This window comes from Terrabacter sp. BE26 (genome assembly GCF_041941675.1).
Taxonomy (GTDB): domain Bacteria; phylum Actinomycetota; class Actinomycetes; order Actinomycetales; family Dermatophilaceae; genus Terrabacter.
On sequence record NZ_CP090122.1, the window covers coordinates 1,337,719 to 1,363,772 of the forward strand.

The 26,054-nt window shown below is 72.3% G+C and carries 26 protein-coding genes; 7 read left to right on the forward strand and 19 right to left on the reverse strand.

The annotated features are described in order from the left end of the window. Window positions 1-27 precede the first annotated feature (27 nt). From thpR to LQK93_RS06345, 5 genes are read right to left on the reverse strand one after another with little or no spacing between them, the layout of a single operon-like run. Window positions 28-600 carry an RNA 2',3'-cyclic phosphodiesterase gene (gene thpR / locus LQK93_RS06325; protein ID WP_374970695.1) on the reverse strand — a complete coding sequence of 191 codons (573 nt, stop codon included), beginning with the start codon at window positions 598-600 and terminating at the stop codon, window positions 28-30. Continuing rightward, a complete protein-coding gene (locus tag LQK93_RS06330) occupies window positions 597-1,886 on the reverse strand; it encodes a CaiB/BaiF CoA transferase family protein (RefSeq protein ID WP_374970696.1) in 1,290 nt (429 codons plus the stop codon). The genes thpR and LQK93_RS06330 overlap by 4 nt, the downstream gene beginning before the upstream one ends. Beyond that, window positions 1,883-2,146, reverse strand: a complete 264-nt coding sequence (locus tag LQK93_RS06335) for a hypothetical protein (protein ID WP_374970697.1) — start codon at window positions 2,144-2,146, stop codon at window positions 1,883-1,885. The genes LQK93_RS06330 and LQK93_RS06335 overlap by 4 nt, the downstream gene beginning before the upstream one ends. A 14-nt stretch (window positions 2,147-2,160) precedes the next feature. Next, entirely contained in the window at window positions 2,161-2,523 is a 363-nt protein-coding gene (locus tag LQK93_RS06340; RefSeq protein WP_374970698.1) for a sterol carrier family protein, read from the reverse strand. A gap of 54 nt (window positions 2,524-2,577) precedes the next feature. Next, a complete protein-coding gene (locus LQK93_RS06345; RefSeq protein ID WP_374970699.1) occupies window positions 2,578-3,459 on the reverse strand; it encodes an LLM class flavin-dependent oxidoreductase in 882 nt (293 codons plus the stop codon). Window positions 3,460-3,595: 136 nt separating this feature from the next. Between LQK93_RS06345 and LQK93_RS06350 the strand changes: the two genes are divergently transcribed. From LQK93_RS06350 to LQK93_RS06365, 4 genes are all read left to right on the forward strand, one after another. Continuing rightward, complete coding sequence (locus LQK93_RS06350; RefSeq protein ID WP_374970700.1) at window positions 3,596-4,021, forward strand: VOC family protein; 426 nt, start codon at window positions 3,596-3,598, stop codon at window positions 4,019-4,021. 42 nt (window positions 4,022-4,063) lie between these two features. Next, window positions 4,064-4,222, forward strand: a complete 159-nt coding sequence (locus LQK93_RS06355) for a hypothetical protein (RefSeq protein ID WP_374970701.1) — start codon at window positions 4,064-4,066, stop codon at window positions 4,220-4,222. Window positions 4,223-4,290: 68 nt separating this feature from the next. Beyond that, window positions 4,291-5,037, forward strand: a complete 747-nt coding sequence (locus tag LQK93_RS06360; RefSeq protein ID WP_374971461.1) for a spermidine synthase — start codon at window positions 4,291-4,293, stop codon at window positions 5,035-5,037. A gap of 46 nt (window positions 5,038-5,083) precedes the next feature. Beyond that, the gene (locus LQK93_RS06365) at window positions 5,084-6,100 is read left to right on the forward strand and encodes an LLM class flavin-dependent oxidoreductase (protein WP_374970702.1); all 1,017 of its coding nucleotides are present in this window, start codon (window positions 5,084-5,086) and stop codon (window positions 6,098-6,100) included. 81 nt (window positions 6,101-6,181) lie between these two features. Here the strand turns inward: LQK93_RS06365 and purL are convergent, their stop codons facing one another. The 4 genes from purL to LQK93_RS06385 all read right to left on the reverse strand — a co-directional run bounded on the left by purL (window position 6,182) and on the right by LQK93_RS06385 (window position 10,243). Next, entirely contained in the window at window positions 6,182-8,500 is a 2,319-nt protein-coding gene (gene purL, locus LQK93_RS06370; RefSeq protein WP_374970703.1) for a phosphoribosylformylglycinamidine synthase subunit PurL, read from the reverse strand. Continuing rightward, window positions 8,497-9,192: a phosphoribosylformylglycinamidine synthase subunit PurQ gene (gene purQ / locus LQK93_RS06375; RefSeq protein ID WP_374970704.1), complete on the reverse strand. Its 696-nt coding sequence runs from the start codon at window positions 9,190-9,192 to the stop codon at window positions 8,497-8,499. The genes purL and purQ overlap by 4 nt, the downstream gene beginning before the upstream one ends. Continuing rightward, the gene (purS, locus tag LQK93_RS06380) at window positions 9,189-9,512 is read right to left on the reverse strand and encodes a phosphoribosylformylglycinamidine synthase subunit PurS (RefSeq protein ID WP_374970705.1); all 324 of its coding nucleotides are present in this window, start codon (window positions 9,510-9,512) and stop codon (window positions 9,189-9,191) included. Before purS ends, purQ begins: the two co-directional genes overlap by 4 nt. Before the next feature lie 101 nt (window positions 9,513-9,613). Next, on the reverse strand, window positions 9,614-10,243 hold the full coding sequence (locus LQK93_RS06385; protein WP_374970706.1) for a hypothetical protein: 630 nt from the start codon (window positions 10,241-10,243) through the stop codon (window positions 9,614-9,616). A 129-nt stretch (window positions 10,244-10,372) separates the two neighbouring features. Between LQK93_RS06385 and LQK93_RS06390 the strand changes: the two genes are divergently transcribed. After that, window positions 10,373-11,197 carry an aminoglycoside adenylyltransferase domain-containing protein gene (locus LQK93_RS06390; protein ID WP_374970707.1) on the forward strand — a complete coding sequence of 275 codons (825 nt, stop codon included), beginning with the start codon at window positions 10,373-10,375 and terminating at the stop codon, window positions 11,195-11,197. Between the two features lie 47 nt (window positions 11,198-11,244). On the opposite strand, the gene LQK93_RS06395 is transcribed toward LQK93_RS06390, so the two are convergent. From LQK93_RS06395 to LQK93_RS06405, 3 genes are read right to left on the reverse strand one after another with little or no spacing between them, the layout of a single operon-like run. Next, entirely contained in the window at window positions 11,245-12,138 is an 894-nt protein-coding gene (locus LQK93_RS06395; protein ID WP_374970708.1) for a phosphoribosylaminoimidazolesuccinocarboxamide synthase, read from the reverse strand. After that, window positions 12,135-13,421: a phosphoribosylamine--glycine ligase gene (purD, locus tag LQK93_RS06400; RefSeq protein ID WP_374970709.1), complete on the reverse strand. Its 1,287-nt coding sequence runs from the start codon at window positions 13,419-13,421 to the stop codon at window positions 12,135-12,137. Before purD ends, LQK93_RS06395 begins: the two co-directional genes overlap by 4 nt. A gap of 10 nt (window positions 13,422-13,431) precedes the next feature. Continuing rightward, the gene (locus LQK93_RS06405) at window positions 13,432-14,070 is read right to left on the reverse strand and encodes a GNAT family N-acetyltransferase (RefSeq protein ID WP_374970710.1); all 639 of its coding nucleotides are present in this window, start codon (window positions 14,068-14,070) and stop codon (window positions 13,432-13,434) included. 100 nt (window positions 14,071-14,170) lie between these two features. Between LQK93_RS06405 and LQK93_RS06410 the strand changes: the two genes are divergently transcribed. Beyond that, entirely contained in the window at window positions 14,171-16,453 is a 2,283-nt protein-coding gene (locus LQK93_RS06410) for a HelD family protein (RefSeq protein WP_374970711.1), read from the forward strand. 270 nt (window positions 16,454-16,723) lie between these two features. On the opposite strand, the gene lysS is transcribed toward LQK93_RS06410, so the two are convergent. The 6 genes from lysS to LQK93_RS06440 all read right to left on the reverse strand — a co-directional run bounded on the left by lysS (window position 16,724) and on the right by LQK93_RS06440 (window position 23,396). After that, window positions 16,724-18,502 (reverse strand): lysine--tRNA ligase, encoded by a 1,779-nt coding sequence (gene lysS / locus LQK93_RS06415; RefSeq protein ID WP_374970712.1) that lies wholly within the window; start codon window positions 18,500-18,502, stop codon window positions 16,724-16,726. A 59-nt stretch (window positions 18,503-18,561) separates the two neighbouring features. Then, window positions 18,562-19,872 carry an adenylosuccinate synthase gene (locus LQK93_RS06420; protein ID WP_374970713.1) on the reverse strand — a complete coding sequence of 437 codons (1,311 nt, stop codon included), beginning with the start codon at window positions 19,870-19,872 and terminating at the stop codon, window positions 18,562-18,564. Between the two features lie 271 nt (window positions 19,873-20,143). Beyond that, a complete protein-coding gene (locus LQK93_RS06425) occupies window positions 20,144-20,947 on the reverse strand; it encodes a Cof-type HAD-IIB family hydrolase (protein ID WP_374970714.1) in 804 nt (267 codons plus the stop codon). 28 nt (window positions 20,948-20,975) lie between these two features. Then, window positions 20,976-21,383 carry a DUF3151 domain-containing protein gene (locus tag LQK93_RS06430; RefSeq protein WP_374970715.1) on the reverse strand — a complete coding sequence of 136 codons (408 nt, stop codon included), beginning with the start codon at window positions 21,381-21,383 and terminating at the stop codon, window positions 20,976-20,978. Beyond that, entirely contained in the window at window positions 21,380-22,408 is a 1,029-nt protein-coding gene (fbaA, locus tag LQK93_RS06435; RefSeq protein WP_374970716.1) for a class II fructose-bisphosphate aldolase, read from the reverse strand. Before fbaA ends, LQK93_RS06430 begins: the two co-directional genes overlap by 4 nt. Window positions 22,409-22,547: 139 nt before the next feature. Then, a complete protein-coding gene (locus tag LQK93_RS06440) occupies window positions 22,548-23,396 on the reverse strand; it encodes a GNAT family N-acetyltransferase (RefSeq protein ID WP_374970717.1) in 849 nt (282 codons plus the stop codon). A 34-nt stretch (window positions 23,397-23,430) separates the two neighbouring features. On the opposite strand from LQK93_RS06440, the gene LQK93_RS06445 reads away from it, so the two are divergent. Then, window positions 23,431-24,843, forward strand: coding sequence for an NAD(P)/FAD-dependent oxidoreductase (locus LQK93_RS06445; RefSeq protein ID WP_374970718.1), 1,413 nt, complete (start codon window positions 23,431-23,433; stop codon window positions 24,841-24,843). Between the two features lie 19 nt (window positions 24,844-24,862). Here the strand turns inward: LQK93_RS06445 and LQK93_RS06450 are convergent, their stop codons facing one another. Further along, the gene (locus LQK93_RS06450) at window positions 24,863-25,990 is read right to left on the reverse strand and encodes a M24 family metallopeptidase (RefSeq protein ID WP_374970719.1); all 1,128 of its coding nucleotides are present in this window, start codon (window positions 25,988-25,990) and stop codon (window positions 24,863-24,865) included. Window positions 25,991-26,054: the final 64 nt, after the last annotated feature.

Sequence of the window (26,054 nt, forward strand, 5' to 3'; positions counted from 1 at the left end):
CGGGCAAGTCTCCCACACCCCCGACGGTCACTCCGCGGGGCCGCGACGCAGCGGCAGCTCGGCGAGCACCTCGTAGCGCGGCCGCCGTCCGCGCCCCTCCCCCAGATGCGACTCGACGAGGGCGAGCTCCTCGACCCGCCACGCGGGTCCCTCCCAGGCGTCGAGGGCGCGGATCCACCGGGTCGCCTCGGTGGGCCGGTGGAACCGTCCGAGGGTCACGTGCGCCGTGAAGCGGGTCCCGTCGGGGGTCGCACCCACCGAGCTCGCAGCATTGCGTATGCCGTGTGCCACCGCCCCGAGGTCACCGCGCAGCTGGTCGACGCCCGCCCAGAGGATCCGTGCGGCATACGGGTTGGGGAAGGTGCCGGCGCCGGCGAGCCGCAGGACGAGCGGGTCCCGGCGTGCGGCGGAGCGGGCGAGCGCCTCGGTGAGCTCGTCGAGACGCGCCGGGGGGACGGAGCCGAGGAAGGCGAGCGTGACGTGCCACTGGTGCCGGTCGGTCCACCGGATCTCGGGACCCGCCTCGCGGCGCGGCTCGAGGTGCTCCTCGAGGTCGTCGAGCACCTCGTCGGGCGGGACGACGGCGACGAACAGCCTCATGGCGCCGGTGCGGATGTCTCGATGGGAGTCTCGGTTGGCTCGGAGGGCTCGGGGACCGGCTCCACGGCGGCGCCGGAGGCGAGGAGGGCAGCGACGTCCTCGATCCCCCAGGCGGTCAGGGCTGCGCGGGTGTCGGCGCCGGGAGTCGAGGGCGGGGTGCTCAACCGCGCAGGCGTGCGGGAGAAGCGCGGCGCCGGCGCCGGCTGGACGATGCCGTGCTGCTCGACATAGGTGCCCCGGGCGGCGAGGTGCGGGTGCGTGGGCGCCTCGGCATAGCTGAGGACGGGCTCGACGCAGGCGTCGGTCCCCTCGAAGAGGGCGGCCCAGTCGTCGCGCGTGCGCGCGGAGAACGTGTCGGCGAGCAGCGCGCGCAGCGCGGGCCACTGGCGCGGGTCGAGCCGGTCGGGGGCGTCGGTGATCTCGAGCAGGCGCAGCAGCTCGACGTAGAAGGCGGGCTCGAGGGGCCCGACCGCCATGAAGCCACCGTCGCTCGTCTCGTAGAGGTCGTAGAAGGGCGCGCCGGTGTCGAGGAGGTTGGTGCCGCGCCGGTCTGACCACAGGCCCGCCGAGACGAGCCCGACGACGAGCGAGGAGAGGTGGGCCGTGCCGTCCACGATGGCGGCGTCGACGACCTGGCCGCGTCCGCTGGTCCGCGCCTCGAGAAGGGCGGCGAGCACCCCGACGACGAGGTAGAGCGCGCCGCCGCCGAAGTCGCCGACGAGGTTGACCGGGACCTGCGGCGGTCCACCGGCGCGCCCGATCGCGTGCAGCGCCCCGGTGATGGCGACGTAGCCGATGTCGTGGCCGGCGGCCTGCGCGAGCGGCCCGTCCTGGCCCCAGCCGGTCATCCGGCCGTAGACGAGGCGCGGGTTGCGAGCGAGGCACTCGTCGGGGCCCAGGCCGAGGCGTTCCGCGACGCCCGGACGGTAGCCCTCGACGAGGACGTCGGCCCGCTCGACGAGCGCCAGGGCGGTCGCCAGTCCGTCGGGGTGCTTCAGGTCGAGCGACACCGAGGGGCGGCCGCGGCGGAGCAGGTCCAGCTCGGGCGGCAGCGGCGCGGGGAGGCCGGTCTCTCCCGGCCGGTCGATGCGGATGACGTCGGCGCCCAGGTCGGCCAGCAGCATCGCGGCGAAGGGCGACGGCCCGATCCCGGCGAGCTCGACGACTCGCATCCCGGCCAGCGGACCGTGACGCGTCGCGCCCTTCGCTTCGGCGTCGCCGCCGGCGCCCGTGTCGCCGGCGGCGTCCGTGTCGCCGGCGGCGTCCGCGTCACCCGGCGCGCTCACGACGAGTCGCGGCCCGAGCGGTCAAGGAGGACGGCGACGATGCCCGCGAGACCCGTCCCGATGAAGGCGCCGAACGCGCCTATGTAGAGCACGCCGCTGGTTGCCGAGTAGCCTTGGACGTCATCGCCCAGGAGCGAGACGACCGCGCCGACGACGAATCCCAGAACCGCCCCGGTGATCAGGAAGCGCTTGAAGTTCGGGACCCGCGGCTGGCGCTCGGGACGCGTGTGCGGCAGGTGGTTCGAGGAAGGCACGGTCACGCCTCCAGCCTAGGTCAGACAAGCGGCAGCAGGCCGTCGAGGTGGGCCCGCTGGCCGCTCGCGCGCACCAGCGCGCCCGCGAGCGCCGACTCCCAGTCCAGGTCGCCGACCGCGAGACGGAGCCAGGTGACGCCGTCGGTCTCGATGACGTTGGGCGGCGTGCCTCGGGTGTGGACGGGCCCCTCGATGCACTGGACCGCGCCGTAGGGAGGCACCCGGACCTCCACGGTGCGCCCGGGCGCACTCGTCGACAGCTCCTCGAGCGTGAAGCGGACTGCGGTCGCCGTGGTGCGGCGGTCGGCGGCCCAGTCAGCCGCGCGGCACTCCTGGAGGGCGGCGCGGCCCTCTGCGACCGGGGTGCGTCGGCGAGGCGGCATACGGCCAAGGCTAACGGCGGCCTCGGGCGGCCTGCTCGCCGCCGCCCGTCGCCCTCAGCGAAGGCGCGGGATGACGTCCGCAGCGACCTGCTCGAGCACCTCGCGCGCCCCCTGGAACGGCTCGGTGGGGCGTGGCCAGTGCGTGATGACGTCGGTGAACCCGAGCTCGGCCGCACGCCCCACGGCATCCTCGAAGACGGCGGCGCTGGTCAGCGAGAAGGTCGGCGCGGAGTCGAGGTCGAGGTAGCGCGCGAAGCCGGCGCCGTCGCGCCCCGTCTCCTGCAGCGCGTCGTCGACGCGACGACTGAGTCGCCCCACGAGGGCCCACCACTCCTCGTCGGTGTCGGCCGCTCCGCCGTACGTCAACCAGCCGTCGCCGCGCTCGACCGCCAGGCTGACCGACTTCGGTCCGTTGGCCGCGACCACCAGGGAGACCTTGTTGCCGGCGCCGGTTCCTCGCACCGGCCCGGGCAGCGTGCGCACGTCGCGCGCAGCATAGAACCGCCCGTCCTCGGTGACGTGGTCGTCGCTGAGCAGCCGGTCGAGCAGCCGGGTGAACTCGTGGAAGCGCGCGACCCGGTCACGCAGCGGCAGGTCCTCGCCCATGATCCCGGCGTCGAGGTCGCCGCCCGTGCCGAGGCCCAGCAGGAAGCGACCGCCGGAGATGTCGTGCAGCGCGAGGACCTCACGCATGAGCTGGACCGGGTGGTGGTTGTTGGGCGAGGACACGAAGGTGCCGAGCCCGATCCGCTCGGTGACCGCCGCCGCGGCGGCCAGGGTGGGCAGCGCCGCGAACCACGGGGAGTCGGGCAGCCCGCCCCACGTCACGTGGTCGAAGGTCCACGCGTGGTCGAAGCCGAGCCGCTCGGCCTCGCGCCACATCGGCTCCGCCGCCCTCCAGGTGTGCTCCGGCAGGATGGTGAGACCGAATCGCATGGCACGACCGTAGCCCGCTCGCTCGTCGACGGCCTGCACGGTGCTGCCGTCCCGCGACAATGAACTCGGTGCAACAGCGTCCCGTTTCGGGCAGACTTTCACGGCACCTGCCGCAATCCCAGACAAAGGAGGAGCCATGTCCAACCTGGTTGTCCACTTCGAGATCCACGGCTCGGACCCGGAGCGCCTCGTCGACTTCTACTCCTCGCTCCTGGGCTGGTCGTTCCAGCGCTTCGGCGAGATGCCCTACTGGGTCATCGACACCGGCGAAGGCTCCATCAGCCAGAACCGTCCGGGCAACGGCATCAACGGGGGCCTGACCCAGCGCCAGGGACCGGCCCCCGAGGTCGGCGCCCCGGTCAACGGCTGCAATATCGTCGTCGGCGTCGCCGATGTCGACGGTCTCTTCGCCAAGGGACTCGAGCTCGGTGGGTCCGAGGCGCTGGCACCCGCCGACATGCCGGGCGTCGGTCGCCTCGCCTACCTGCACGACCCCGACGGCAACGTCTTCGGCCTGATCTCCAACGTCCTCTCCGACGGTTCCGACGCGATGGGCGCCTGACCCGTGACAGCGGCGCGCAGCCGCGTCCGGGACGCACCAGCGGTGCTGGCTGCCTCGAACGAATGGGCCTGGGTGCCCGACGGCACGCCGCACGTGCGGACCGAGGAGTACCTCGTCGTCGACACCTCCTCCCCCATCCTCCGGCGCCTTGGCTGCACCCGCTACGGCGAGGAGCGCACCCTCGTCCTGGACCTTTCGTGAGCCCGAGTCCGACTGCCGCACAGCACGTCTCGCTCGAGTGGGACGAGCGTGGCGGCGTCACCGTCCACATGGACGGCGCGCCGCAGTCCCACGTGCAGCCCGACGACCCGACCCTGCTCGTCTTCGAGTACGTCCAGCACCTGGCGCTCGCGATCGACACGATGCCGCCCGGCCCGCTCGGCGTCACACACGTCGGCGGTGCGGGGCTCACGCTGCCACGGTGGGTCGAGGCCACCCGACCCGGCTCACCGCAGATCGTCCTCGAGCCGGACGAGGCGCTCACCGAGCTCGTGCGCCGTGAGGTCCCCCTACCCCGGCGACACCGCATCCGCGTCCGCCCCGTCGACGGCCTGACCGGGCTGCGGGCCCTCAGGGACGGCTCCGCCGATGTGGTCGTGACCGACGCCTACGCGGGAGGGAGGGTGCCCGCGGAGCTGGCCGGAACGGCATACGCCAACGAGGTGGCGAGGGTGCTGCGACCCACGGGTCTGGCGCTGTGGAACCTCGCCGACGAGCCGGGGATGCGCTGGGTCTCGCGACTGGTCGCGACCGTGTCGACGCTCCTGCCGCACGTCGCGCTCCTGGCGACGCACGAGGTGCTCAAGGGCCGGCGCTTCGGCAACTCGGTGCTGCTGGCCGGCCACGCGCCGCTCCCGCTCGAGACGCTGCGGCGTGAGGTCGCCCGCACGTCGTTGCCCACGGGCCTTCGCGAGGGGGCGGCGCTGACGCGGCTGCTGGCCGGCGCCAAGCCGTTCGGAGAGGCCGGGGAGCAGAGCCCACACCCGCCCGAGACGGGCAGGTGGCGAGCCCGCTGACCGCGGCCGGCGGAAGGGTTCGGGCCGCGAGGTTGTTGGAGCGACTGTGAAGAGCATCGGATTTCTCTCGTTCGGGCACTGGACGCCCTCGCCGCAGTCGCAGACACGGTCCGCGTCCGACGCGCTGCTCCAGTCCATCGACCTGGCAGTCGCCGCGGAGGAGCTGGGCGCCGACGGCGCCTACTTCCGCGTGCACCACTTCGCCCGGCAGCTCGCCTCGCCGTTCCCGCTCCTCGCGGCGGTCGGGGCGCGCACGAGCCGCATCGAGATCGGCACGGGCGTCATCGACATGCGCTACGAGAACCCCCTCTACATGGCCGAGGATGCCGGCGCCGCAGACCTCATCTCGGGCGGCAGGCTCCAGCTCGGCATCAGCCGTGGGTCACCCGAGCAGGTCGTCGACGGCTTCCGCTACTTCGGCTACGCGCCCGAGGACGACGACCACGCGGGGATGGCGCGGCAGCACACCGAGGTCTTCCTGCAGGTGCTCGAGGGCAAGGGCTTCGCCGAGCCCAACCCCCAGCCGATGTTCCCCAACCCGCCGGGCCTGCTCCGCATCGAGCCCTACTCGCCGGGCCTGCGCGACCGCATCTGGTGGGGTGCCGGCTCGCGGGCGACCGCCGAGTGGACGGCGCAGCAGGGGATGAACCTGATGAGCTCCACCCTGCTCACCGAGGACACCGGTGTGCCCTTCCACGAGCTGCAGGCCGAGCAGATCGCGCGCTTCCGGGACGCCTGGCGCGCTGCCGGGCACGAGCGCGAGCCGCGGGTCTCGGTCAGCCGCAGCATCCTGCCCATCACGAGCGACGTCGACCGGCAGTACTTCTACCGCGAGACCGCGAGCAGCGACCAGGTCGGACACCTCGAGGGCGGCCTGGCCCGCTTCGGGAAGACGTATGCCGGTGAGCCCGACAAGCTGGTCCAGGAGCTCGCCGAGGACTCGGCGATCGCGGCCGCCGACACGCTGCTCATCACCGTGCCGAACCAGCTCGGCGTCGACTACAACGCTCACCTGATCGACAGCGTGCTCAGGGACGTCGCCCCCGGCCTCGGCTGGCGCTGACAGACGTCTCGGGCCGGGTCCGTGGGACCCGGCCCGAGACGAGCGCCATGAGGTCGAGCGCACCGCGCTCGACCGGGACCCTCAGTCGCCGAAGACGGCCGGCAGCGTGAACTGGTGGGCCGACCTCAGCTCGGCCACCGAGACGGCGAAGTGCCCGACGACGTCGAGGTCTCGTCCGCCGGTGACGCCGATACGCGCGTGCGGCAGGTCACCGAGCAGCGCCTCGAACTCGGAGGCGCGACCGGCCGGGACCGCCACGAGCGCGCGGGCGCTGGACTCGGAGAAGAGGGCCGTGAAGGCGTCGAGCGGGCGGCCGTCGGCGTCCACGCCGACCTGGTCCAGCCCGTCCACGGTGACGCCGACGCCGTGGCGCATGCACGCCTCGGCGAGCGCGACCGCGAGGCCGCCCTCAGACAGGTCGTGCGCCGCCTCGACGACGCCCGTGCGGGCCGCCTCGACGAGCACCCGCCCGAGCGCCTGCTCGGCCGTGAGGTCCACCTTCGGCGGCACACCGCCGAGGTGCTTGTGGATGACGTGCGCCCACTCGGAGCCGTCGAGCTCGTCGCGGGTCGTGCCGAGGAGGTAGACGTGCGCGTCGTCGCTGCGGAAGCCGGAGCCCGACCGCTTGGACACGTCGTCCATGACACCGAGCACGCCGATGACCGGGGTCGGGTGGATCGCGACGTCGCCGGTCTGGTTGTAGAACGACACGTTGCCGCCCGTGACCGGGATGCCCAGGAACTTGCAGCCCTCGGCGATGCCGCGGATCGCCTCGCGGAACTGCCACATGACGCCCGGGTCCTCCGGCGAGCCGAAGTTGAGGCAGTCGGTGACGGCGAGCGGTGCGGCGCCCGTGGTGGCCACGTTGCGGTAGGCCTCGGCGAGCGCGAGCTGCGCCCCGACATACGGGTCGAGCTTGGTGAAGCGGCTGTTGCAGTCGGTCGAGATCGCGACCCCGCGCCCCGTCTCCTCGTCGACGCGGACGACGCCCGAGTCGTCGGGCTGCGCGAGGGCGGTGTTGCCGAGCACGTAGCGGTCGTACTGGTCGGTGATCCACGACTTGTCGCAGAGGTTGGGCGAGCCGATGAGGGTGAGCAGCTGGGCGCGGATCTCCTCACCCGTGGAGGGCTTGGACAGCTCGCGCGTGCTCGAGGCGTTCAGGACGTCCAGGTATGCCGGCCGGGCCAGCGGGCGCTCGTAGGTGGGGCCCTCGTGGGCGACCGAGCGCGGCGGCACGTCGACGATGGTCTCGCCGTGCCAGGTGATGACGAGGTGGTCGCCGTCGGTGACCTCGCCGATGACCGTGGCCTCGACGTCCCACCTGCCGGTGATCGCCATGAACTCGTCGAGGTGCTCCGGCGCGACGACCGCCATCATGCGCTCCTGCGACTCGGACATGAGGATCTCCTGCGGCTGCAGGCTCGCGTCGCGCAGCGGCACGAGGTCGAGCTCGACCTGCATGCCGCCGTCACCGTTGGAGGCGAGCTCGCTCGTGGCACAGGAGAGCCCGGCACCTCCCAGGTCCTGGATGCCGTCGACGACACCCGCCTTGTAGAGGTCGAGACAGCACTCGATCAGCACCTTCTCGGCGAAGGGGTCGCCGACCTGGACGGCGGGGCGCTTCGTCGGGCCGCCCTCGTCGAAGGTCTCGGACGCGAGGACCGAGACGCCGCCGATGCCGTCGCCGCCGGTGCGGGCGCCGAAGAGGATGACCTTGTTGCCGGCGCCCGACGCCTTGGCGAGGTGGATGTCCTCGACCCGCATGGCGCCGACGCAGAGGGCGTTGACGAGTGGGTTGCCCTGGTAGCAGTCGTCGAAGACGACCTCACCGCCGATGTTGGGCAGGCCGATGCAGTTGCCGTAGCCACCGACACCCGCGACGACGCCGGGCAGGACGCGCTGCGTGTCCGGGTGGTGGAGGTTGCCGAAGCGCAGCGGGTCCATGACGGCGATCGGGCGGGCACCCATCGACATGATGTCGCGGATGATGCCCCCGACGCCGGTCGCCGCGCCCTGGTAGGGCTCGATGTACGACGGGTGGTTGTGCGACTCGACCTTGAACGTGACGGCCCACCCGTCGCCGATGTCGACGACTCCCGCATTCTCACCGATGCCGACGAGGAGCTTCTCGCGCATCTCGTCGGTGGTGTTCTCACCCCAGAGCTTGAAGTGGACCTTGCTCGACTTGTAGGAGCAGTGCTCGCTCCACATGACGGAGTACATCGCGAGCTCGGCGATGGTGGGTCTGCGGCCAATGATCTCGCGGATGTTGGCGTACTCGTCGGGCTTGAGCCCGAGCTCGGCCCACGGCTGCTCGACGTCGGGCGTCTCGGCGGCGTGCTCCACCGTGTCGAGGACGGGCGCCACCGGCGCCGGCTGGACGGTCTGCGTGTCGCTCATGCGGTGGCTGCGCTCTCGAGGGTCTGCTTGATGATCGAGGTGAAGAAGCCGCGTCCGTCGAGGCTCGGACCGTAGCCCTCCTCGACCGCGTGCTCGGGGTGCGGCATGAGCCCGACGACGTTGCCGCGCTCGTTGGTGATGCCGGCGATGTGACGGTAGGAGCCGTTGGGGTTGCGGCCCTGGGCGTCCGGCACGTAGCGGAAGACGACCCGCCCCTCGCCCTCGAGCTCGTCGAGCGTGCGCTCGTCGGCGACGAAACCGCCCTCGCCGTTCTTGAGGACGATCGTGATCTCCTGGCCGGCCTCGAAGTCGGAGGTCCAGGCGGTCGAGGCGTTCTCGACGACGAGCCGCTGGTCGACGCAGTTGAACTTGCGGTGGTCGTTGCGGATCAGCGCGCCGGGCAGCAGATGGCTCTCGGTGAGCACCTGGAAGCCGTTGCAGATGCCGAGGACCGGCAGGCCACCCTTCGCTGCAGGGACGAGCGCGTCCATGACCGGCGCGAAGCGGGCGATGGCGCCGCAGCGCAGGTAGTCGCCGTAGGAGAAGCCGCCGGGCAGGATGACCGCGTCGACACCCAAGAGGTCGGCGTCGCCGTGCCAGAGCGGGACGGCCTCGCCGCCGCACTCACGGACGGCGCGCGCGGCGTCACGGTCGTCGAGGGAACCGGGGAACGTGACGACGCCGATCCTCACTGCGCGTCGCCCTCCGCCTCGCCGGCCCCGGTGCTCTCGTCGCTCTCGGAGCCGGCACGGTCGGCCGAGCCCCCGTCGAGCACGTGCACCGAGACGACGTCCTCGATGACCGGGTTGGACAGCAGCTTCTCCGCGGCCTCGCGAGCGGCGGCGAGGTGCTCGTCCGTGACGTCGCCGTCGACGGAGAGCACGAAGCGCTTGCCCTGGCGGACGTCGGTGAACCCGTTGAACCCCAGCCGCGGCAGGGCCCCGCCGACGGCCTGGCCCTGGGGGTCGAGGATCTCGGGCTTGAGCATGACGTCGACGACGATGCTTCCCATCAGTGGTGGTTCTCCTGCCGGGATGGGTGAGGGGATGGCCCCAGGACGGCCCCAGGACTGCCCGAGTCTATCGGGAGCCCGACACGCCGACCGACAGCGTCTCAGCGTGACTGCAGCGCGTCGAGCGCCACCGCCATGGCCATGCCGACGCGCCAGTCGATCGGCCGGCCGTCGTCCAGGGCCGGCAGGGTCACCCGGTAGACGTCCCTGATGCCGGCCCGCTTCGTCGAGCTGAGCGCGAGCTGCCCGTCGGCCGACACGAAGTCGAAGTGGAAGAGGAAGGGCCCGGGGATGTCCCCGACCACGGGGATCACCTCCCAGAGCCGACGTGCCACGGCGACCTTCGTGTTGCGCTCGCGCCCGGCGAACTCCCGCCCGTCGGGCAGGCCGAGCGTCCAGGTGGAGCTGACGAGCGAGGCGGTGAAGTGCTTCTTGAACCACCCGATCGGCTGCCCGTGGCTGTCGGTGACGTCGTACGTCGCGCCGAGGTCGAGGCGCCGACGGGCCCGGAAGCCGAAGATCGGGTGCTCCTTGGCGGCGTCGGTGAAGAAGGTGACCTGCTCCTTGGTGGCCATCCGCTTCTGCTCGGCGAAGCACAGCAGCCCGAGCTCCCTGCCGTTGTCGTCCGCGCGCATGACCTCGTAGCGGTTGGCCACCATCGTCAGCTTCTGGCGCAGGACGTAGCGCTCCGCCGGCGCGTCCGAGGTGGCGTCCGGAGGCGGCTCGGTCATGCGGCCAGCGTGCCACAGCGCCCTCCACGCCCCGGTGGCGTATGCCGCCGGCCGGGGACCGAGCGCCGCTCGGGGAACGCGGCGGAAACGCATACGACAACACCTCGCCCGCACTGGGAGGGTGGCATCATGCCTCCTCTTCCGCCCGACCTCCCCGCCGCTGACGGCGGTGCGTCGGCGGCGATGGGCGACCTCGCTCGGGGGCTCGCGGCGGCACTCGACGGCAACCTGCTCGGGCTGTACGTGCACGGCTCCCTGGTCGCCGGCGACTTCTCGCCCGCGCGCAGCGACCTCGACCTGCTCGCGGTGCTCCGCAACGCGCCGGACGAGGCGGTGCTCGCCGCGGTGGCGCCGGTGCACGAGTGGGTCGAGAGCCGGCACCCGGCGTGGAGGGGACGCGTCGAGGTCGAGACGGTCGGGGTGCCGACCCTCGTCGCCTTCGGCGCCGTGAGCTCCGCCGCGACCTCGGGCCGCAGGGAGCTCATCATGCGGGTCAGCCCCGGCGAGGCCCTGCACCTGCTTCCGGCCACCACCCACCGCATCCTGACGTGGGCGACGGTGCGGGAGAAGGGCCGACCGATCGTCGGACCACCGGCCGCCGAGCTTCTTCCTCCGATCGCACCGGGCGCGGTCAGGACGGCACTGCTCGAGCACGTGCGCGACTGGCCGGTCTGGGTGGAGGACATGACGACCGTGGGGGCACAGGCGTACGCAGTGCTGTCGATGTGCCGGGCGTGGTGCGCCCTGGTGGAGGGCGAGCAGCGGTCCAAGAAGGCGGCTGCCAATCGTTTCGCACCGGCCCACCCCGGTGACGCCGAGCTGGTCGTGTGGGCGCGGGACTGGTGGTACGCCGGCGGGTCCGACGAGGCGAGGAGCCGGTTCGGCGAGGTGCAGGACTTCGTGGTCCGGGCCAGCCGAAGCCTCCTCGACGGCTCCTCTCCGACCCCACCCTGATGCGCCGCCGGACATCCGTGGGAGGGTCGGCGGCGCGACGCGAGGACTCAGAAGGTCTCGCCGGTGAGGCGCTCGTAGGCCTCGACGTACTTGGCCCGGGTCTGCTCGACGACGTGCTCGGGCAGCTCGGGCGGCGGACCGCCGGCCTTGCGGTCCCAGCCGGACTCGGGCGAGGTCAGCCAGTCACGGACGAACTGCTTGTCGTAGGACGGCTGCGGGTGGCCCGGCTCCCACAGCTCGGCCGGCCAGAAGCGCGACGAGTCCGGGGTCAGCACCTCGTCGGCGAGCACCAGACCGCCGGAGCCGTCGGGTGAGACCCCGAACTCGACCTTCGTGTCGGCGATGAGGATGCCCCGCTCGGCGGCGATCTCGTTGCCCCGGGCGAGGATCGCGCGGGTCAGCCGCGACACCTCGGCCGCCACGTCGGCGCCGAGCTCGGCCTCGACCTCCGCCGGCGGCATGGGCAGGTCGTGCTCGCCGACCGGGGCCTTGGTCGTCGGGGTGAAGACCGGCTCCGGCAGCTTCGAGCCGTCGACGAGACCGTCGGGCAGCGGGACCCCCGAGACCGACCCCTTCTCGCGGTACTCCTCCAGGCCGCCACCGGTGAGGTAGGCGCGGGCGATCGCCTCGACCTTGAGCATCTCCAGCTTGCGCACCAGCACCGCCCGCCCGGCGACGGCCTCCGGCACGTCCGTCGACACGACGTGGTTGGGCACGAGGTCCGAGAGCTGGTCGAACCACCACAGCGACAGCCGGGTCAGCACGGCGCCCTTGTCGGGGATCTCGGGCGACATCATCCAGTCGTAGGCCGACAGGCGGTTCGAGGCGACGAGCAGCAGCTGGTCGGGCACCGCCTCGCCGTCGGGGCCGACCGGCGCGTAGAGGTCGCGCACCTTGCCGGAGTAGACGTGGGTGTAGCCGGGCAGGTCGAGCGTGCTCATCGAGCCCCTCCGATGGTGATGTCGCCGCGCTCGGCGCGAAGCGCGATGTCGGTGCGGTGGTGCGAGCCGTCGAGCTCGACGACGGCCACGGCGTCGTATGCCGCCCGCCTGGCCTCCGCGAGCGACGGCGCCACGGCGACGACGTCGAGCACCCTTCCACCGGCCGAGACCAGGGCGCCGTCCTCGTCGAGGGCGGTACCGGCGTGGAGCACGACCACACCCGGCACCTCGGTTGCGGCGTCGAGCCCCGTGATCGGGTCGCCGGTGCGCGGCGAGGCCGGGTAGCCCGACGAGGCCACGACGACGACGACGGCGTGGTCGTCGGACCAGCGCAGCCGGCCGAACTCGGCGAGGCCGCCGGTGGCCGCCGCGAGGAGCAGCTGCGCGAAGGGCGTCTCGAGCCGGGCGAGCGACGCCTGCCCGTCCGGGTCGCCGAAGCGCGCGTTGAACTCGATGACCTTCGGGCCGCGGGAGGTCAGCGCCAGCCCGACGTAGAGCACGCCGACGAACGGCGTGCCGCGCCGGCGCATCTCGTCGATGGTGGGCTGGGCCACGCGCGCCACGACCTCGTCCGCGAGACCGGCCGGGGTCCAGTCGAGCGGCGAGTAGGCGCCCATGCCACCGGTGTTGGGGCCTGCGTCGTCGTCCCCGACGCGCTTGAAGTCCTGGGCGGGTGACAGCGCCACGACCGTCCGACCGTCGCTGATGCAGAAGACCGACACCTCGGGTCCGTCGAGGAACTCCTCCACGACGAGCCGGCCGTCGGGCTTGGCCAGGCAGGCGCGGGCGTGCTCGAGGGCGGCCTCGCGTGAGTCGGTGACGACGACTCCCTTGCCGGCGGCGAGTCCGTCGTCCTTGACCACGTGCGGGGCACCGAGCGCGTCGAGGGCCGCCTCGACCTCGGCCATGCTCGTGCACACGTGCGCGAGCGCCGTGGGCACGTCGGCGGCGGCCATGACCTCCTTGGCGAAGGACTTGCTGCCCTCCAGACGGGCAGCCTCGGCAGACGGACCGAAGACGGGGAAGCCGGCCTCACGGCATACGTCGGCGACGCCTGCGACGAGGGGCGCCTCGGGACCGACGACGACGAGGTCGACGTCGTGCTCCCGGGCGAGCGCGGCGACGGCGGCGCCGTCGAGGATGTCGACGGGGACACAGAGGGCAGTCGCGTCGATGCCCGGGTTGCCGGGCGCGGCGATCACCGCGTCGACCTCCGGGTCGGCCGCGACGGCCTTGACGAGTGCGTGCTCACGGGCGCCGGAACCGAGGACGAGGACCTTCACGGGCGCCAGCCTAGGGGCAGCCCAGCCGCGCCAGCAGACGTGACCGCACGCCGGGCCACTCGTCCACGAGGATCGAGTGGACGGCCGTGTCGCGCCACGACCCGTCGGGGCGGCGCACGTCGCGCCGGGTCACGCCCTCGAACGTGGCCCCGAGCTTGAGGATCGCCGCCCTGGACCGGGCGTTGACGACGTCGGTCTGGATCTTCACCCGACCGAATCCGCACGTCTCGAAGGCATGCGTCAGCAGCAGGAGCTTGGTCTCGGTGTTGACCTGGGTGCCCCACCAGCGCGAGCCGTACATCGTCCAGCCGAGGTGCACGTGCTCGCGCACGGTGTCGACGTCGCCGAGCGAGCTCGTGCCCACGATCGTGCCGGCCGCACCCAGCTCGCCGTCCTCGACCAGGCGGACCGTGTATGCCGTCCGCCCCGTCCCGTCAGCCCCGCGGGCCGCCACCGCGGCCGCGACGAGCGCCTCGGTGTCCGCCAGCGTCCGGTGCGGCCGCATCATCGCGTAGCCCTGCTCGTAGCAGCGCGGGTCCGAGTAGACGGCGAAGAGCCCGGCGGCATCATCGGGGGTGGTCGGGTCCAGCCGGACGAACCGGCCCACGAGCGGCGCGCCGGTCGGTGCGCTACAGACCTTTTCGAGCATGGAGTGACAGTAGACTTGATGGTTCCCGCGCCACCCAGGCGCCCTCGAGAGCCCTTGGATGTCAGTGAGCACTTCGAACAAGTCGTCCCAGCGGAGCAGCATGCCCGCAGCTCGGGAAGCCCGGGATGCCTCGCCGGTGGCGACCAAGCGCATCCCCGACGAGCTCGCCCGCGAGATCGCCGTCGAGCAGGCGCACGTCGACCGCGTGCACCAGGAGCTCGAGAAGGCCGGGCTGCGCGCCGACAGCGTCCAGGCGGAGGGCCTCGCCCGCACCGAGTTCGGGCGGCAGGTCGAGATCGGCGACGCGGAAGGGGCCGGGCTCTTCGAGCGCGACGCCCTGATGTTCCACGCGGCCAAGCGGCGCACCGCGCTCGACACGCAGTACGAAGGCCTCGTCTTCGGCCGTCTCGACATCGACCACGCCATGCTGCGCGCCGCGGCCGGCAGCGAGGGCGACGGCTACCGGTCCGTCCGGGAGGCATCGGGCGAGGACCGAGAGGTCCGCTACATCGGCCGCCTGGGGGTCCGCGACGACGACTACGAGCCTCTCGTCATCGACTGGCGCGCCCCGGCCGCCTCTCCCTTCTACCGCGCCACACCCACGCAGCCGATGGGTGTGATCCGTCGCCGGGTGCTGCGCAGCCGCGGCACCACCGTCATCGGCATCGAGGACGACCTCATGGTCCCCGAGGCGCCCGACGACCTCGTCATCGTGGGCGACGGCGCGCTCATGGCCGCCCTGACCCGCAGCCGCGGCGAGCGCATGCGCGACATCGTCGCCACGATCCAGGCCCACCAGGACGAGGCGATCCGCGCGAGCGCGCGGGGCATCACCGAGATCACCGGCGGGCCCGGCACGGGCAAGACCGTCGTGGCCCTGCACCGCGCCGCCTACCTGCTCTACTCCGACCGCCGCCGCTTCGAGTCCGGCGGGATCCTCGTCGTCGGCCCCTCGGGCGCCTACACGGCCTACATCGAGCGGGTGCTCCCCTCGCTCGGCGAGGAGAGCGTCATCCTGCGTGCGCTCGGCGACGTGCTCGACGTCGTGCACACCGAGCGCCTCGACTCCCCCGCGGTGGCCCGCACCAAGGGATCCACCCGCATCCGGACCCTGCTCGGCGCCGCCACCCGCGGCCGGGTGCCGGAGGCGCCGACCGAGTTCCGTGCCATGGTGGCGGGCCGGCCGGTGCGCCTCGACGCGCGGATCCTCGACCGGGTGCGCTCGCAGGTGCTGCGCCAGCACCAGCGCAACACCGCCACCGCCGCGGCCCAGGCCGCGCTCGGCGAGGCCGCCTGGGCCTCCCTCGGCATCACCGGCGACCGGGACGCCAAGGAGGAGTTCCTCGACAAGTGGGAGGACCACCTCGACGTCGAGTCGTTCATGCAGCAGTGGTGGCCCCAGGTCGACCCCCGCGAGGTCCTGCTGTGGCTCGGTGACCCCACCCTGGTCCGACGACACTCCCGTGGCTCCCTGCGCGAGGACGAGGTCGAGCCCCTGGCCGCCTCCTTCCGGCTGGCCCTCGAGACCGGCTCGTGGTCGGTCGCCGACGTGGCGCTCATCGACGACATCGCCGCCCGCCTCGGCCCCGTCCAGGACGCACCCCAGGAGGAGCGCGGGTTCTACGAGATCGAGGAGCTCGAGGACCTCAGCCAGTACGGCGTCACCGAGGTCCAGCCCGTCCGCAGCGCCGCCCGCGACCGCGGCGCCCCCGTCATCCTCACCCAGCCGCGCGACAAGCTGCTCGCGGGCCGCATCGGCAAGCCCGACGAGTACGCCCACGTGCTCGTCGACGAGGCGCAGGACCTCTCCCCGATGCAGTGGCGCATGATCGGCCGCCGCGGACGGTACGCGTCGTGGACCGTGGTCGGCGACGCCGCCCAGGCGTCCTGGCCCGACGCCGCCGAGGCCGCCGCCGCCCGCGAGGAGGCCTTCGGGTCACAGGCGCGCCAGCAGTTCCACATGGACACCAACTACCGCAACGCGCGGGAGATCTTCGACTACGCGGCGGAGGTCGTACGCCGCGAGGTACCCGACGCCGACATCCCGCAGGCCGTCCGCGAGACCGGCGTCGAGCCGCGTGAGGCGGCCCTCGGCGAGGACGCGCTGTCCTCGGTCCGGGGCGCCGTCGAGTCGCTGCTCGAGCAGGTCGAGGGCGCGATCGCCGTCATCGCGCCCGCGGCTCACGCCGCGGCCCTGGCACCGGTCGCCGAGCTGGGGGACGGGCGGGTGCAGGTCATCGACCCGATGTCGACCAAGGGCCTCGAGTACGACGCGACGGTGATCGTCGACCCGGAGGAGATCACCCGCGAGTCGCCCGGCGGGATCCGCGTCCTCTACGTGGCCCTGACCCGCGCCGCGCACCGGATGACCGTCCTGGCCTGAGCTCCCGGCCCCTCCCGGCGACCTCTCCCGGCGATCTCAGGTAAAAGTTTGTTCAAGGATTGCCGCAACCGTCGACTGCGGGCCCGGCCGGGGGGATGATTGCGACAGCGCCGAGGCGTGCGATTCCCACCCTCCCCGCCGTCTCCTCCCCCCTGAGACCCTTGGCGTCCTGCGTCGGTCCGGACCCCCCCAAAAGTGGACGACGCACCGGGCGAGGGACGAGATGCAACCCCCCTGCATCTCGCCCCTCGCCCGCTCGACCGTTCGAGGTCAGTACCCCAGGAGGGTGCGCACGCGGTCGGCGCCGACGGCCAGCAGCAGCGTGGGCAGCCGAGGTCCCGTGTCCTTGCCGACGAGCAGGCGGTAGAGCAGGACGAAGAAGGCACGCTGCGCCGCCGACAGCTCCGGGTCCTTGACCTTGGCCGCGGGGTCGATGCCGCGCTGGAGCTTCGGGATGCCGTAGACGAGGTGCGTCAGGCCGTCGAGCGACCAGTGCTCGTCCAGTCCGTCGACGAGCAGGCGCAGCGACTCCCGCTGCGACTCGTCGAGGCTGCCGAGCAGCTCGGTGTCGGGCTCGGTGCGCACGATGGTGCGGTCCTCGGCCGGGACGTAGCCGAGCATCCAGCGCTCGGCGCAGTCGAGCCGGGGCCGCAGGTCGTCGGTCGACGTCACCGGGTGGTCGGGCTCGAGCTCGCTGAGGATCCGGACCGCCTGGGCCTCGTCCCCCTGCGTCACGTCGATGACGGAGGCGATGGTGCGGAACGGCATGGGCCGCGGTGTCGACGGCAGCGGACCGGCAGCCGTGGAGGTGGCGCGCAGGTGGGCGGCGAGGTCCCCGGCCTGGGCCGAGCCGTCGGCGACCTTGCGGGACAGGGCGTCCCACTCGTCGTAGAGGCGCTGCAGCTCCGGCCCGAAGGCGACGTCGAAGCTCTGGTTCGGCCGGCGGCGGGCGTAGAGCCAGCGCAGCACCGGTGCCTCCATGACCTCGAGCGCGTCGGTGGGGATCGGCACGCCGCCCTTGCTCGAGCTCATCTTGGCCATGCCCGCGATGCCGACGAAGGCATACATCGGGCCGATCGGCCGCTCCCAGCCGAAGATCGGCGCGAGGTCCTTGCCGACGACGAAGCTCGACCCGGGGCTCTGGTGGTCGACGCCGGACGGCTCGAACATGACGTGCTCGTGCGCCCAGCGCATCGGCCAGTCGACCTTCCACACGAGCTTGCCGTTGGTGAAGGTGTCGAGGTCGACCGTCTCGCTGTGGCCGCACTTCGTGCACTCGTAGGTCAGCTCGTGGCTGTCGTCGTCGTAGGCGGTGACGGTCGTGAAGTCGGTGCCGCACGAGCTGCAGAAGGGCTTGAAGGGGTAGTAGCCGGCCTTGCCCTCGCTGCCGTCGTCCTCTGACGCCGCGCCGGAGCCGCGCTCGGCCTCGGTGGCCGCAGCCGCCTGCTCCTCGGTGAGCTTCGCGGCCTTCTGCTGCTTGCCGCCCTTGCCCTTGCCGGTCGCCTTCTGGCGCGCCGCCTCGACCGCCTCGAGCGTGCGGTACTGGTCGAGCACCTTGTCGATGGCGGTGCGCTCACGCATCGCGAGCAGCACCTGGTCGCGGTAGACGCCGGCGCGGTACTGCTCGGTCTGGCTGATCTGGCGCACCTCGATGCCGGTGGCCGCCATCGCCTCGAGGAGCGGCGCCTTGAAGTGCTCGGCCCAGTTCGCGTGCGGCGAACCGGCGGGCGGCGGCACGGAGGTGAGCGGCATACCGATGTACTGCTCCCACGAGTCGTCCACTCCCGCAAGGTTCTTCGGCACGCGACGGAAGCGGTCGAAGTCGTCCCAGCTGAGGATGTGCTCGGCATCGATGCCGCGCCGCTTGATCTCGTCGGCGACGAGGTGCGGCGTGATGAGCTCCCGGAAGTTGCCGAGGTGGATCGGCCCGGACGGGCTGATGCCCGACGCGCAGATGATCGTCTGGCCGGGGTTGCGCTCCTGCGCCTCCGCGATCACGTCGTCGGCCAGACGCGTGACCCAGTCGAGCGGGGTGACCTCTTCAGTCATGGGTTTCCTTCAGTTCCAAAGCTTTCGTATGCCGTGTGCTTGCGGGACGCGTGAACGCGTCAGCCCGCGACGGCCGGCTTGAGCGGGAAGCGCTCGATGATCTCGTCGCGGCCCGGGCCGACACCGATGGCCGAGACCCGAGCGCCGACGAGCTCCTCGACCCGCAGCACGTAGGCCTGGGCGTTGGCCGGCAGGTCCTCGAAGGTGCGGCACTGGCTGATGTCCTCCGACCAGCCGTCGAGCTCCTCGTAGATGGGCGTCGCGTGGTGGAAGTCGGTCTGGTTGACCGGCATCTCGTCGTGGCGCACACCACCGACGTCGTAGGCCACGCAGACCGGAATCTTCTCGAGGCCCGTGAGGATGTCGAGCTTGGTGATGACGAAGTCGGTGACGCCGTTGATCCGGGTCGCGTAGCGGCCGACGACGGTGTCCATCCACCCGCAGCGGCGCGGCCGGCCCGTCGTCACGCCGTACTCGGCGCCGGTCTTGCGCAGGAACTCGCCCATCTCGTCGTGCAGCTCGGTCGGGAAGGGGCCCTCCCCGACACGCGTCGTGTAGGCCTTGAGGATCGCGATGACCGAGTCGATGCGGGTCGGCGGCACACCGGAACCGGTGCAGGCGCCGCCCGAGACGGCGTTGCTCGACGTGACGTAGGGGTAGGTGCCGTGGTCGACGTCGAGCAGGGTGGCCTGCCCGGCCTCGAAGAGCACCGTGTCGCCCCGGTCGAGCGCCTGGCTCAGCACCAGGCTGGTGTCGGCGACCATGGGGGCGAGGCGACCGGCATACGACAGCAGCTCCTCGACGACCTCGTCAACGGCGACAGCACGCGTGTTGTAGATCTTGACCAGCAGCTGGTTCTTCAGCTCCAGGGCGGCCTCGACCTTCTGGCGCAGGATGCCCTCGTCGTAGAGGTCTTGGATGCGGATGCCGACGCGGTTCATCTTGTCGGCGTAGGTGGGGCCGATGCCGCGGCCGGTCGTGCCGATCCGGCGCTTGCCGAGGAAGCGCTCGGTCACCTTGTCGATGGTGCGGTTGTAGCTCGGGATGACGTGCGCGTTGGCGCTCACGAGCAGCTTGCTGGTGTCGATGCCGCGGGCCTGCAGGCCGTCGAGCTCCTCGAAGAGCACCGAGAGGTCGATGACGACGCCGTTGCCGATGACCGGCGTGCAGTTCGGGGACAGGATGCCGGAGGGCAGCAGGTGGAGCGCGTACTTCTCGCGCTTGCCGTCCTTCTCGACGACGACGGTGTGGCCGGCGTTGTTGCCGCCGTTGAACTTGACGACGTAGTCGACGCTGCTGCCGAGCAGGTCGGTCGCCTTGCCCTTGCCCTCGTCGCCCCACTGCGCTCCCACGAGCACGATTGCGGGCATCGGTCTGCCTTCCGGTTGTGGTCCTAGCCACCCGCAAGGTTATCGGTTCGAGACCCGTGCACCCGACCCCGCCTGCCCGACCGTCGGGGGGCGTCCCTTGGCCGGAGGGTGTGCAGGCCCGCACGGTCGGTGGCCGGGGGTGCGAACCGGGTGGCGGCGGCCTCGGATACTGCTCCGCTTTCGGGAGCAGCATCCGAGGTCGCTGGCCGCTGCCGCTCGGTCCTGACAGCGCGTCAGGGTCATGCATCGCCTCGGGCGACAGCTCTCGGCGTCAGTGGCGGGCGAGCCAGGCCTCGAGGTACTCGGCAACGCCGTCCTCGCGGTGGTGTCCGGTCACGACCGTGGCGGCCTCGAGCGCCGGGTCGACGGCGTTCGCGACCGCGACTGCCGTCCCCGCCACCGCGAAGGCCGAGACGTCGTTGTGGTTGTCGCCGAAGAAGACGGTGTCGGCGAGGTCGACGCCCAGCTCCTCCGCCAGCGCGCGCAGCCCGTCGCCCTTGGAGCAGGCGGCACTGGCGATCTCGAGGTAGGTCGGCTTGGAGCGGTAGGTGACCAGGCCCGGGCATCCGGCCAGGGCCGCCTCGAGCTCGTCGACGAGCGCCGGGTCCCCCATCGCCATGACCTTGTGCGGTGGGTGGGTGTCGACGCGGCCGCCGGCCACGTAGACGTGGGCCGATGCCGGGCTCGGGTCCACCGCCGTGATCGTCGCCTCCCGCTCGGTCCACTCGTCCGGGCCCCAGGCGTACCACTCGTTCCCGGCGAAGAAGCTCGCGTGCAGTCCCAGCCGCGAGCACACGGCATACGCCTCCCGCGCGTCCTCGGGAGCGATCGGCACGTCCGTCACGACAGTGCGGTCGGCGCGCAGCACGAGACCGCCGTTGTACGCGACCAGCGGGGTGGGCTCCACCCCGCACAGCCGCTCGAGCCCCTCCAGGGAAGCCGGCATCCGCGAGCTGCAGAGCACGAACGCGTGCCCTGCCGACCGCACCGCCCGGATGGCGGCGACGGTGCGGTCGGAGAGGGTGCGCCGGTGGTCGAGCAGCGTGCCGTCGACGTCGGAGCAGAAGAGCGTCATGCGATGCGGTGACCGAGCAGGAACCGGCTCAGAGACCGAGCTCGCGCGCCGCCTCGGCCGAGCTGTCACGCAGGAACAGCGTGCAGCGGGCCTCCTCGTCGCTCTCGCCGATGGCACGGGCGGCACGGGCCAGCGCCGCGAGCGCGCGGAGGAACCCGCGGTTGGGCTCGTGCGACCAGGGCACCGGGCCCTGGCCGCGCCAGCCGGACTTGCGCAGGCTGTCGAGGGCGCGGTGGTAGCCCGTGCGGGCGTACGCGTACGCCTCGACGTCGCGGTCCCCGTCGGCGAGCGCGTCCTCGGCGAGGACGGCCCACGCGAGCGAGCTCGCGGGGTGGGCGGCAGCCACCTGGACGGGGTCGACGCCGGCCTCGAGCCTCTCGGCGGCCGGGTCGGGGGCGAGGCGGGTCTCGGGGATGCCGAGCAGGTTGTCGCTCACTGGTGCGTGCCCGCCGAGCGCAGGGCGGTGCAGGCCTCGACGACGCGTGCGGCCATGGCCTCCTCGGCCGCCTTGCCCCACGCGCGCGGGTCGTACAGCTTCTTGTTGCCGACCTCGCCGTCCACCTTGAGGACGCCGGCGTAGTTGGTGATCATCCAGTCGGCGACCTTGCGGGTGAACGCGTACTGCGTGTCGGTGTCGATGTTCATCTTGACGACGCCGTAGTCGACGGCCGCCGAGATCTCCTCGGGCGACGAGCCGGAGCCGCCGTGGAACACGAGGTCGAACGGGCGTGCGTCGTCGGGGAGGCCGAGCTCCTTGGCGGCGGCCTGCTGGGCCTGCAGGAGGATCTCGGGGCGCAGCTTGACGTTGCCGGGCTTGTAGACGCCGTGGACGTTGCCGAAGGTCAGGGCCGTCAGGTAGCGGCCCTTCTCGCCGGCGCCGAGCGCCCTGACCGTGGCGATGGCGTCCTCGGGGGTGGAGTAGAGCTTCTCGTCGATGGCGCCCTCCACGCCATCCTCCTCGCCGCCGACCACGCCCACCTCGATCTCGAGGATGACGTGGGCGGCCTTGGCGAGGGCGAGCAGCTCCTGCGCGATCCGGAGGTTCTCGTCGAGCGGCACGGCCGAGCCGTCCCACATGTGCGACTGGAACCACGGGGTGCCGCCGGCCTTGACCCGCTCGGTGCTCGCCGCGAGCAGCGGGCGCACGAAGCCGTCGAGCTTGTCCTTGGGGCAGTGGTCGGTGTGCAGCGCGATGTTGACGGGGTAGTTCTTGGCCACCTCGTGCGCGAAGGCCGAGAAGGCCAGCGAGCCGCTCACCATGTTCTTGATGAACGGGCCGGAGAGGTACTCGGCGCCACCCGTCGAGACCTGGATGATGCCGTCGGATCCGGCGTCCGCGAAGCCCTTGAGCGCGGCGTTCAGCGTCTGGGAGCTCGAGACGTTGATGGCGGGGTACGCGAAGGAGCCGGCCTTCGCGCGGTCGAGCATGTCGGCATACACCTCGGGGGTGGCGATGGGCATTGCATCTCCTGCTGTCGGGGAAGCGATCACGATCCGTTCGAAATCCTGCCACGTATGCCGTGTCGTGGTCGCGGGTGCCCACCCACCGGTGAGCGCCCGCTCAGCGGGGGCCGGAGGGGCCGGCGGGGCGGGCGTCGGGTCAGCGACGCGGGTCGAAGACGTACGGCGTCGTGGTCGCGACCCGGTGCAGGCCCAGGCGTCGCAGGATCGGCTCGGAGTCCGGTGAGGCGTCCACGCGGACGTACTGCTTGCCGCGGTCGAGACCGAGCCGGGCGCGGTGGAGCAGGGTGGCCCGGTAGAGGCCGCGACCGCGCCACTCCGGCAGGGTCGATCCGCCCCAGAGACCGGTGAAGCTGCTCTCGTCGTACTCGCCGCGCGCGGCACAGAGCACCGGCCCCTCGCGGGACTCCTCCACGACGACGACGTGCATCGACTCGGGCTTGGCCAGCCAGTCGGGGTAGAGCGACTCGGTGACGTAGGCGTGGTCCTCGCCCCAGACGGTCTCGCTCATGGTGCGGAACCGGACGAAGTCATCGAAGCAGTCGGCAGCGCGGACGATGACGCCCTCGGGCAGGCGCAGGTCCTGCGCCGCCAGCGGTGCGGCGTCGCCGAGGATGAGGGCCTCGTCCGGCTCGAGGACGAAGCCGGCCGCCTCGAGGCGCTCACCGAGGTCGGCGGGCTCGTCGTAGTCGTAGGTCTTCCACTCGACACGCTGGCCGCGGGCGGCGAAGAAGTCTCGGACGCGCTCGATGAGCGCGCTCGGGTCCTCACCCAGCCCGTCGGGGCTCTCGACCATCGCGAAGTGGCCGGACGCGTCGAGGTCGTAGTGCTTGCGGACCGGCCCGTCGAGCTCAACCGGCCGTTCGGCGGTCCCCAGCGGCACCGGGGCCCGGGTCTGGTCGTGGAAGACGCGGAGCAGCTGCTCGGGGCTGCCGGCCGGCAGGTCGGTGGCGGAGGGGACATCGCTCTGGAACGAAGGGGGGTTCACAGGTGAAGCCAAGCATGGTCGAATCCGTCTCGTCATGCGTGTTTCCCACCCCTCCGCGCGGGCTGCCGCGGCCCTGGCCGACGCCCGGCCCGTCCCGTTCTGGACGGACCGCCCCGAGCGCCCGGAACCGCGGGCTCCCCTGACCGGCGCCGCGCGGCGCACCGACCTGCTCGTCGTCGGGGGCGGCTTCACCGGGCTGTGGGCCGCCATCCAGGCCAAGGAGGCCGACCCGTCGCGCGACGTCGTCGTCGTCGAGGCCGGACGGCTGGCCGACGGCGCCTCGGGGCGCAACGGCGGTTTCCTCGCGCCGTCGCTGACCCACGGCCTCGCCCAGGGGGTGAGCTGCTGGCCGGACGAGATGCGAACGCTGGACCGGCTCGCCGCCGAGAACGTGGCGGGCATCGAGAGGACGCTGACGGCATACGGCATCGACGCGGACCTCCACCGGCCCGGAGAGCTGACGCTCGCGCTGACCCGGCACCAGGTGCCGGCCGTGCGTGAGTCGTTCGCGCTGCACCGCGCGCACGGCGTCCCGGTCGAGCTGCTCGACGCGCAGGGCGCCCAGGTGCGCGTGCACTCCCCCCGCTACCTCGCCGGGATGTACGACCCCGAGGTCGCGCTCGTCGACCCCGCGCGCCTCGTCTGGGGACTGGCCCGCGCCGCCGAGTCGCTCGGTGTCCGACTCCACGAGCACACGCGCGCAACGGGATTCGACTCCGAGGGGGTCGGGGTGCGGGTTTCACTCGAGGGCGGCACGATCCACGCCCGCCGGGTCGTGATCGGCACGAATGCCTCGCAGGGCGTGCTCCGGCGCTTCAGTGCCTGGGTGCTCCCCGTCTACGACCACGTCCTCATGACCGAGCCGCTGACAGCGGGCCAGCTCGACGCGATCGGCTGGGAGGGACGCGAGGGCCTGACCGACGCCGGCAACCAGTTCCACTACTACCGAAGGACCCTCGACGACCGCGTGCTGTTCGGCGGCTACGACGCGAACTACCACTTCCCCGGACGCATCGACCCGTCGCTCGAGCAGAACGACGCCTCCCACGGGCTGCTCGCCGAGCACTTCCTCCAGATCTTCCCGCAGCTCGAGGGCATCCGGTTCACGCACCGGTGGGCGGGCGTCATCGACACGACGTCGCGCTTCACCCCGGTCTTCGGCACGGCCCTCGGCGGACGGATGGCGTATGCCGTCGGCTACACCGGGCTCGGAGTCGCCTCGACCCGCTTCGGCGCGGCCGTCGCGCTCGACCTCGTCGACGGCAAGGACACCGAGCTCACCCGGCTGGGGATGGTGCGGCGCAAGCCGATCCCCTTCCCTCCCGAGCCGATCCGGTATGCCGCCGTGCGGGCCACGCGCTCCTCGCTCGCCGCCGAGGACCGCACGGGCCGGCGCAACCTCTGGCTGCGCGCGCTCGACCGGATGGGCGTCGGCTTCGACTCCTGATCCCGGCGGGGACGTCGTGTCAGAGGACGACGAGGTCCGTCGGGCGGGTGTTGAACCGCTCCACCCCGTCGTCGGTCACGGCGACGATGTCCTCGATGCGCGCACCCCAGCGCCCTGAGAGGTAGACACCCGGCTCGATGCTGAAGGTCATGCCCGCCTCGACCGGCAGGTCGTTGCCGGCGACGATGTACGGCTCCTCGTGCCCGTCGAGGCCGATGCCGTGGCCGGTGCGGTGGATGAAGTGCTCGGCCAGGCCGGCCTCGGCCAGCACGTCCCGTGCGGCACGGTCGATCGCCTCGCAGGTCACGCCCGGCCGCACCGCCTCGACGGACGCCTGCTGCGCCGCCTGCAACGCGGCATAGGCAGAGGCGACGTCGGGCTCACGCGGTGAGCCCACGGCATACGTGCGCGTGCTGTCCGAGCCGTAGCCCGACGGCAGCGGTCCGCCGATGTCGACGACGACGACGTCGCCGTCCTCGATGACACGGTCGCTGACCGAGTGGTGCGGACTCGCGCCGTTGGGTCCCGAGCCCACGATGACGAAATCCGCTGCGGCGTGGCCCTCCTCGACGATCGCTGCGGCGATGTCGGCGGCGACCTCCGCCTCGGTGCGACCGGCCCGCAGCCACTCCCCGACCCTCGCGTGCACGCGGTCGATGGCGGCCCCGGCAGCGCGCAGCTCGGCGAGCTCGGTGGCGTCCTTGCGCATCCGCAGCTCACGGAGGACCGGGCCGGCGAGCTGCTGGTCGACGGCTCCCGCGTCGCGCAGGCGCAGCACGTGCAGGGCAGGGGTCATGTCCGACACGGCGACGCGACCGGTCGGCACCCCGCCGAGGGCCAGCGCGTACGGGTCCTCGCCGTCGACCCACGTGCGCACCTCCACCCCGAGGTCGGCCAGCGGCACGTGTCCCAGGCCGGCGTACTCGAGCGCCGGCGAGACGAAGACCGGCGCCACGGCGGCGTCGCTCGGCACCACCAGGGCCGTGAGCCGCTCGAAGGAGGACCCGGCGATCCCCGTGAGGTAGCGCAGGTCGGAGCCGGGCGAGACGACGGTGGCCGTGACACCCGCCCGCTCCGCCTGGGCCCGCAGCCGGTCCAGCCGTGAGCGCATCGTCGTGACGTCGAGGACCGAGGAGCTGACACCCATGGGCCCGACCGTACCGCCGCCCCTCCTCCCCCTGGCGGGGGATCCCGGAGTCGGCCGGCAGTCC